The following is a 7,130-nucleotide window of genomic DNA, read 5'->3' as shown; positions in this document are numbered from 1 at the left end:
ATAGAGATACTTTCCGAGAAGCAGTGGTTCGTCAAGATCGACAATGATGAGATACTCAGGACAGCAGACGAGATCGAATGGCTGCCTGAATACATGAAGGTAAGGCTTCAGAACTGGACCAACACAATGGAGTGGGATTGGTGTATCTCACGCCAGAGGATCTTCGCAACACCAATACCTGTCTGGTATTGTAAGAAGTGTGGCGAGGTCATGGTCGCTGAAGAGGAATGGCTTCCTATCGACCCTACACAGCAGCAGCCACCTGTGGCATGTAAGTGCGGCAGTGAGGATTTCGAACCGGAAGAGGATGTCCTGGATACGTGGATGGATTCGTCCATCACTGCGTTACACGTTGCAGGATGGCTCAGCGATAAGAAGATGAGGAACCCAACACAGTTGCGTCCACAGGGACACGACATCATTCGTACATGGTCTTTCTACAGCATACTCCGTTCAATGGCACTTACCGGCGAGAAGCCCTGGGAGTCCATACTCGTCAACGGAATGGTTCTCGGAGAGGACGGACATAAGATGAGTAAATCCCTCGGAAATGTCATCTCACCTGAAGAGGTCATCAAGGACCATAGTGCTGACGCATTCAGGCAGTGGGCAGCAGTAGGTGGTTCCACAGGCTCCGATGTAATGTTCAGATGGAAAGACGTGGTATCAGCATCCCGGTTCTTTACTAAGATGTGGAGTATCTACAGGTTCTCCATGTCACATATCGAAGACGAGCTTGCAGAGATCACGTCCGGCAAACCGGAGAAAATCAATGTCATCGACAGATGGCTTTTGAGCAATCTTAACAGGCTCATCAGTTCGGTCACCGCAAGCCTTGATGCATACCAGTTCGACGAGGCATACAAATCCATAAGGGGATTCGCATGGGAAACACTTGCAGATAACTATATCGAGCTTGTGAAGTCCAGACTGTATGGTGATGACAAGCAAGCACGCAGGGCTGCACAATACACATTATATGTTGCTATTGATGCACTCTCACGCATGCTTGCCCCATTTGCTCCGTTCTTTGCAGAGGAGATGTACTCAAGGATAGGAGAGGGAAGCATACACGTGCAGGAATGGCCAGTTGTTGATGAGATGCTCATCGATGAGACTATCGAGAAGGACGGAGAGCTTATCAAGGACCTTGCAGGCAATATCAGAAGATACAAATCCGAATCCGGTATGGCACTTAACGCCCCTCTTAAAAAGATCGAGGTCTACACATCACTTGAGGATGCTTCAGACCTGACAGGTGTCACGAACTCAACCGTTGAGATAATTAGCGGTGAACCGGACTTTGAACATGTGCCGGTGAACATTAAGCCGAACATGGGAATCATCGGTCCGAGGTTCAGGAAACAGGCAGGAGCTATAATCAAGACCCTGACATCCATGGACCCTGTAGAAATTGCTGAGATTGTCTCAAAAGGAAACATCACCATCAACGTAGATGGCGAAGATATCGAACTTGAACCGGAAAGTGTGACCATTGAGAAAGAGGTCATCTCTGAAGGAAGGGCTGTTGATGTTCTTGATGTCAACGGAACTGTCGTAGTGATAATTCGCTGACCAAAACAGTTATTATATCCCTCGCAATAGTTTTCTATAACTATTCGCGAGGGTATTTTAATGGATTGTAAAGAATATAAGACTATTTTGATAGCTACTGACGGGTCTGTAAATGCAGAGAAGGCCGTAATGTCGGGTTTGAAGATCGCATCCTCATGCGGTGCCAGTGTTCTTGCGCTGTACGTTATGGAGATGGATGTCATCGGGATCACACCTGAAGCAGTGCACAGAGACTATCTCGCTGCAATGGAAGTCGCTGCCACTGAACACATGACAAGTGAGCAGTGGAGGGAATTTGCCCGTATCGCAGATGAGAAATGGAAAACTGAAAGGCAGAAACATCTTATGGAGAAGGGAGAGAGGATCACTGCCTATGTGCAGGACATGGGGAAGTCACTCAACATTGATGTCAGAACCATTATCGAAGAAGGACATCCGGCAGCTACGATCCTGAACACAGCCAAGAAAGAGAATGTGGACATGGTGGTGATCGGTACGCTTGGAATGACCGCAGACGGCACGTTCAAACTTGGTAGCGTCGCTGATAAAGTTATCAGGAACTCACCGGTAGAAGTACTGGCAGTCAGATAAAAAGAGAAGAAAAATTATAAAGCAGGCATTTTAAAAAATCATGCCTGCTCTTATGTAAGACGTGCAGCGATCTCCAGAGCAAATCCTGCCACTTCCACTGCATCCCTTCCGAGTACACGGACCATTGGTTCCTTGCCCACACCGCCTTCGTCATAGATGATGACAGGCACACGACCATATGAGTCGATGGCATATGTCACACCCCAATCCATGGTGTGTGTGTCTTCAGGCTCTTCCTGACGACTGAAAGATGATATGGTAAGCCCCATGTCCTCACAGATGGCAAGCACGTTCTTAGAATAGCAGATATTCACTGCTGCACGCATATTGGGATCGAACTCCATCGCAGCCAATACTATACGTGCCACATGACTGCTTGCCCCTAAGCTGACACATCCTACGACCTTGGGTTTGCCCTGAAGCTTCACGATCCTTCCGTTAACTGCAGCTACATCCTTCACTTCCCTGGCATGAGGTATTGCCATGGCGATATTACAACCGACCTCTGCAACAAGGCTGGCGAAGTTAACATCATCTTCCAGCATCCTGACAGCTTCCTCGGTGTTCCTCAACACGCTTTCTTTTGCTGCCATTGTATGGAGATAGCCCATCTGGTTCACCGGACCCACGCCTTTGCCAATGTTCTTGCTCAAAAGGATGCCATATTCTACGAACTCCTTGGCACCAATTGCGGCATCCTGCAGAGAATAACCTCTTGCAAGATAGGAGGTCAGCGCTGCTGAATAAGTGCAGCCTGAACCATGGGTCCCACCTTCGATCAACTTGCCAGGCACTTCTGTGAACGCATCGGTCACTGAATCGTAGATAAGGTCCACCCCATCGGAATGACCGCCAGTGATGATAACTGCCTTCACCCCAAGGGAAGCTATAGCTTTTGCAGCTTCCATGGCATCCTCACGGGTAGTTATGGACATACCTGAAAGGGTCTCTGCTTCGCTGATGTTAGGAGTTACAGCATAGCTTATGGGTAAAAGTTCATCTTTAAGGATAGATACAGCATCCTGTTCGAGAAGATCTCCACCTGCCTCTGCGGCCATCACAGGATCAACGACAACTTTAAGGTCATACTTTTTCACACGATCAGCAACTGCCCTGACAATATCGGCAGATGAAAGCATACCGGTCTTTGCCCACCTGACGTCCATATCAGTGCATACTGCATCCACCTGGTCAGATACCACGGTTGGAGGTAGCTCATAAGCACTCTGAACGCCTGTGGTGTTCTGTGAGGTCACTGAGGTGATGGCACATGCTCCATGCACATACAGGGAAGAAAGGGTCTTGATATCAGCTTCAATGCCTGCACCGCCACCGGAGTCTGAACCGGCGATGGTCAATACAACGGGAATGATCTCCATCGCATCCATTTTTAAGCCTTCTCTTATCATAAGGTCTAAGATTGAACTTTTTGGATAAAAAACAAGTGGTTATTTAGAAGTGCAATTCACACATCGATGAGGAGGAGTAATATATGACCTCAACTATAATAGGTTTGAAATGATATTGCGTATTTCGATAGGTTTATATATTGTATTTACAACATTGGAGCTTCAAGTTAAGAACTAAACGCTTATCAAGTTCAAATACAACATAAGGAACTATAAATTATAATTTCATTACCACAATTGGGGCAATAGATATGGGAAACAGACCTCTGGATATATTGAATGATTCATTGAACACATCAGTGATTGTAAGATTGAAGGGCGCAAGAGAATTTAGAGGCGTACTTCAGGGATATGATGTCCACATGAACCTTGTTCTGGACGAAGCAGAAGAATTAAAGGACGGAGAGATCGTTCGCAAGATAGGTGGAGTTGTTATCAGAGGAGATAACGTAGTCTACGTGTCTCCGTAACCTATATGAACAATAGATGCATCAGGAGAAATCCACGGATATAATTATTACAATTTATCAGTAGTAGAGATAGGCTGCAAAATACATATTATATAATACAAAAGGGTGATTAAAAGATGTCAAAAGGTACTCCATCAATGGGTAAGAGGCAGAAACGCACACATGCAAAATGCAGACGCTGTGGAAGCGTTTCACTCAACATCCATACAAAACAGTGCACTTCATGCGGATTCGGAAAAACATCACGCATGCGAAGCTACCAGTGGCAAAGAAAGTGCAAATTCTAAATCGAGTTTTCTCATTTGGAGCATAAATGAAAGAAGAATGTGGTGTTGTCGGCGTGTTGATGCATAAAGCTGATGCGCAGGCAAAACCCGCTTCACTCCAAATATATTATGCACTCTATGCTTTGCAGCATAGGGGACAGGAATCCACAGGAATTACGGTAAAGAACGGAGATAAACTCAAGTCCATCAAAGGCATGGGTCTTGTCCCGGAAGTATATTCCAAGGATGAACTGTTGAAGCTCGAAGGTAGGCTCGGTGTCGGACATGTTCGATATTCGACCACCGGAGATTCCAACATAGTCAACTGTCAGCCTTTAATGGTGAACTACAAGAATGGAAATCTTGCCATCGCGCATAACGGAAATCTTGTAAACGGAGAGGAACTTCGGGATGAGCTGGAATCCGAAGGACGCATTTTTATAACTAGTTCCGACACAGAGGTCATAGCTCACCTTCTTGTCAAAGCATTGCTAATACACGACCCCCTTGAATCCATCAAGGCTGTTATGTCAATGCTCAAAGGTTCATATTCACTCGCCATTATGATAGACGATCGACTTTTCGCTGTGAGGGACCCACTGGGATTCAAACCACTATGCGTAGGAGAGATCGACGGCGGATATGTAGTTGCATCGGAAAGCGTTGCCATCGACACACTCAACGGTAAATTGACAAGGGATGTCAAAGCCGGTGAGGTTGTGGAGATAACGGAAAATGGTTTTGAAGGCCATCAGATGTTAACTGAAAAGAACTGTGCTCACTGTGTTTTTGAGTACATCTATTTTGCAAGGCCGGATTCGATCATTGACGGTCAGCTTGTGTACAAGGTTCGCGAGCAGATAGGCAGAGAACTTGCAAAAGAACACCCAGTCAATGCGGATATTGTATCCCCCGTACCAGACTCAGGGATCACCTCTGCAATAGGTTATTCTGATGAATCGGGCATCAATTATAGGGAAGGATTGATGAAGAACCGATACATAGGACGTACTTTTATCCTCCCGGGACAGGAAATGCGGGAAACAGCAGTTCGTCTTAAGATGAACACAATAGCTGAGAACCTCAAGGATAGAAAGGTCATCATCCTCGATGACAGTATTGTTCGCGGTACAACATCCAGACGTATAATCGAAATGGTACGTAACGCGGGTGCAAAAGAAGTACATGCAAGGATAGGAAGCCCTGCTATTATCGCACCGTGCTACATGGGCATTGATATGGCTACAAGGGAAGAGCTCATTGCCGCTCAAAAGCCTCTTGATTATGTGAAAAATGCCATCACAGCAGATTCACTCGGATACCTCAGCATAGAAGGTCTTATCAAATCAATAGGTATTGACAGGAAAGAACTTTGTCTTGGATGCCTTACAGAACGATATCCGATAAAGATAGTTGGCGAAGAGTGTTCCCGCTAACAGCTCCGATCTGAAAGATCAGAGAGCAACATAATTAATTCACATACTCTTTTTTTGGAAATAGCTCTCGATCTGTAACCACAAATAGCCTATCATTATACCAAGCACGACCCCTGCTATCACGTCAGAAGGGTAATGCACACCTGCAAACACACGACTTAAAGCCATTGCAATTGCACCTGACCAAATAAGAATACCATATTTTTTTGCTACCGGATACAAGAACATAGCTGTTGCAAAGGCAGCTGTCGAATGTGCACTTGGCATGGAATAGCCCGAGGCTTCCACAACAAATCGAACATCTTCCGGACGGGGTACCATTAACTGTGATTTGATCAATGCGACCGCCTCCACCAGGAAAAGCATCATCGAACAATAATAGAGAGCTTTCTCCTTTGAGATCGATATGAACAAAATAGCAGCTATCAATACCCACAATATATCAGCCCCTGCCACTGACAAAAATACCACAATGGGATCAAAACCAGCATAAGAGTTCAGGATATGCAGTATCTGAGCATCCAGGGATGAGAACGACATAAATAATTGTAGGAGCTGTATAGATAAACAATTTTGCAAGATACCGAGGTTGAACATGTCCGTAAAAAACAGATGGCAATTCTGGATAGATAGGGGAGGAACATTTACAGATGTTATTGGCAGATCTCCCGAGGGAGAGACCATCACCCATAAACTACTCTCGGAAAACCCGGAACATTATGAAGATGCAGCAATTGAAGGGATACGCCAGATGCTTGACCTAGGAGCAGATGAGCAATTGCCAACAAAGGACATTGAATGCATAAAGATGGGAACAACAGTAGGTACAAATGCACTTCTTGAAAGAAAAGGCGAGAACTTTGCCCTTGTGGTAACCAAAGGGTTCAGGGATGCTCTAAGAATAGGATACCAGAACCGACCGGACATATTTGCACTTGACATCAAGCTCCCCGAAGTCCTCTATAAAAGTGTTATCGAAGCTGAAGAGCGCTACAGTTCCAATGGTGAAGAGCTGGCACCCCTTAATGAGGACAAATTAAGGAGAGACCTTAAAGAACTTCATGATTCAGGAATATATTCCCTTGCAGTGGCTCTTATGCACTCTTATCGTTATCCGGAGCATGAACTTGCTATTGAAAGGATAGCAAAGGAGATAGGATTTACACATATTTCCCTATCCCACAAGATCAGCCCCATCATAAAAATAATAGGACGCGGGGAAACGACCATGGTGGACGGGTATCTTTCGCCCGTATTACAGCGTTATGTTGACAGGATACATTCAATATTGCGATCCAATGGAGATAACACCAGCCTATTGTTTATGCAATCGAACGGAGGACTAACACAAGCGACTTCGTTCAGAGGCAAGGACAGCATTCT

Annotated in this window: 8 protein-coding genes; 6 read left to right on the top strand and 2 right to left on the bottom strand. The window is 45.5% G+C overall.

Annotated elements, in window-relative coordinates; all coding sequences use genetic code 11:
- Together QAS77_RS09195 and QAS77_RS09190 are read left to right on the top strand one after the other, a co-directional pair.
- Positions 1 to 1,575, top strand: a 1,575-nt coding sequence (locus QAS77_RS09195; protein ID WP_305065100.1) for a class I tRNA ligase family protein, incomplete at its 5' end; no start/stop codon positions are given.
- A 60-nt stretch (positions 1,576 to 1,635) separates the two neighbouring features.
- Complete coding sequence (locus QAS77_RS09190; RefSeq protein ID WP_305065099.1) at positions 1,636 to 2,166, top strand: universal stress protein; 531 nt, start codon at positions 1,636 to 1,638, stop codon at positions 2,164 to 2,166.
- A gap of 50 nt (positions 2,167 to 2,216) precedes the next feature.
- On the opposite strand, the gene thiD is transcribed toward QAS77_RS09190, so the two are convergent.
- Positions 2,217 to 3,545: a bifunctional hydroxymethylpyrimidine kinase/phosphomethylpyrimidine kinase gene (gene thiD, locus QAS77_RS09185; protein WP_305065101.1), complete on the bottom strand. Its 1,329-nt coding sequence runs from the start codon at positions 3,543 to 3,545 to the stop codon at positions 2,217 to 2,219.
- A 281-nt stretch (positions 3,546 to 3,826) separates the two neighbouring features.
- On the opposite strand from thiD, the gene QAS77_RS09180 reads away from it, so the two are divergent.
- The 3 genes from QAS77_RS09180 to purF all read left to right on the top strand — a co-directional run bounded on the left by QAS77_RS09180 (position 3,827) and on the right by purF (position 5,747).
- Entirely contained in the window at positions 3,827 to 4,045 is a 219-nt protein-coding gene (locus QAS77_RS09180; protein WP_250867132.1) for an LSm family protein, read from the top strand.
- 116 nt (positions 4,046 to 4,161) lie between these two features.
- Positions 4,162 to 4,332, top strand: a complete 171-nt coding sequence (locus tag QAS77_RS09175; protein ID WP_172363997.1) for a 50S ribosomal protein L37e — start codon at positions 4,162 to 4,164, stop codon at positions 4,330 to 4,332.
- 26 nt (positions 4,333 to 4,358) lie between these two features.
- A complete protein-coding gene (gene purF / locus QAS77_RS09170; RefSeq protein WP_305065096.1) occupies positions 4,359 to 5,747 on the top strand; it encodes an amidophosphoribosyltransferase in 1,389 nt (462 codons plus the stop codon).
- Positions 5,748 to 5,786: 39 nt separating this feature from the next.
- Here the strand turns inward: purF and QAS77_RS09165 are convergent, their stop codons facing one another.
- Positions 5,787 to 6,287, bottom strand: a complete 501-nt coding sequence (locus QAS77_RS09165; RefSeq protein WP_305065094.1) for a phosphatase PAP2 family protein — start codon at positions 6,285 to 6,287, stop codon at positions 5,787 to 5,789.
- Positions 6,288 to 6,342: 55 nt separating this feature from the next.
- On the opposite strand from QAS77_RS09165, the gene QAS77_RS09160 reads away from it, so the two are divergent.
- Positions 6,343 to 7,130 (top strand): hydantoinase/oxoprolinase N-terminal domain-containing protein (locus QAS77_RS09160; protein WP_305065092.1); only part of this gene is annotated, 788 nt, incomplete at its 3' end.

The organism is Methanococcoides sp. (assembly GCF_030594565.1).
Taxonomy (GTDB): Archaea; Halobacteriota; Methanosarcinia; order Methanosarcinales; family Methanosarcinaceae; genus Methanococcoides; species Methanococcoides seepicolus.
The sequence above is the reverse complement of the archived record's forward strand: the minus strand, read 5'-3'. Positions and strand labels throughout refer to the sequence as shown.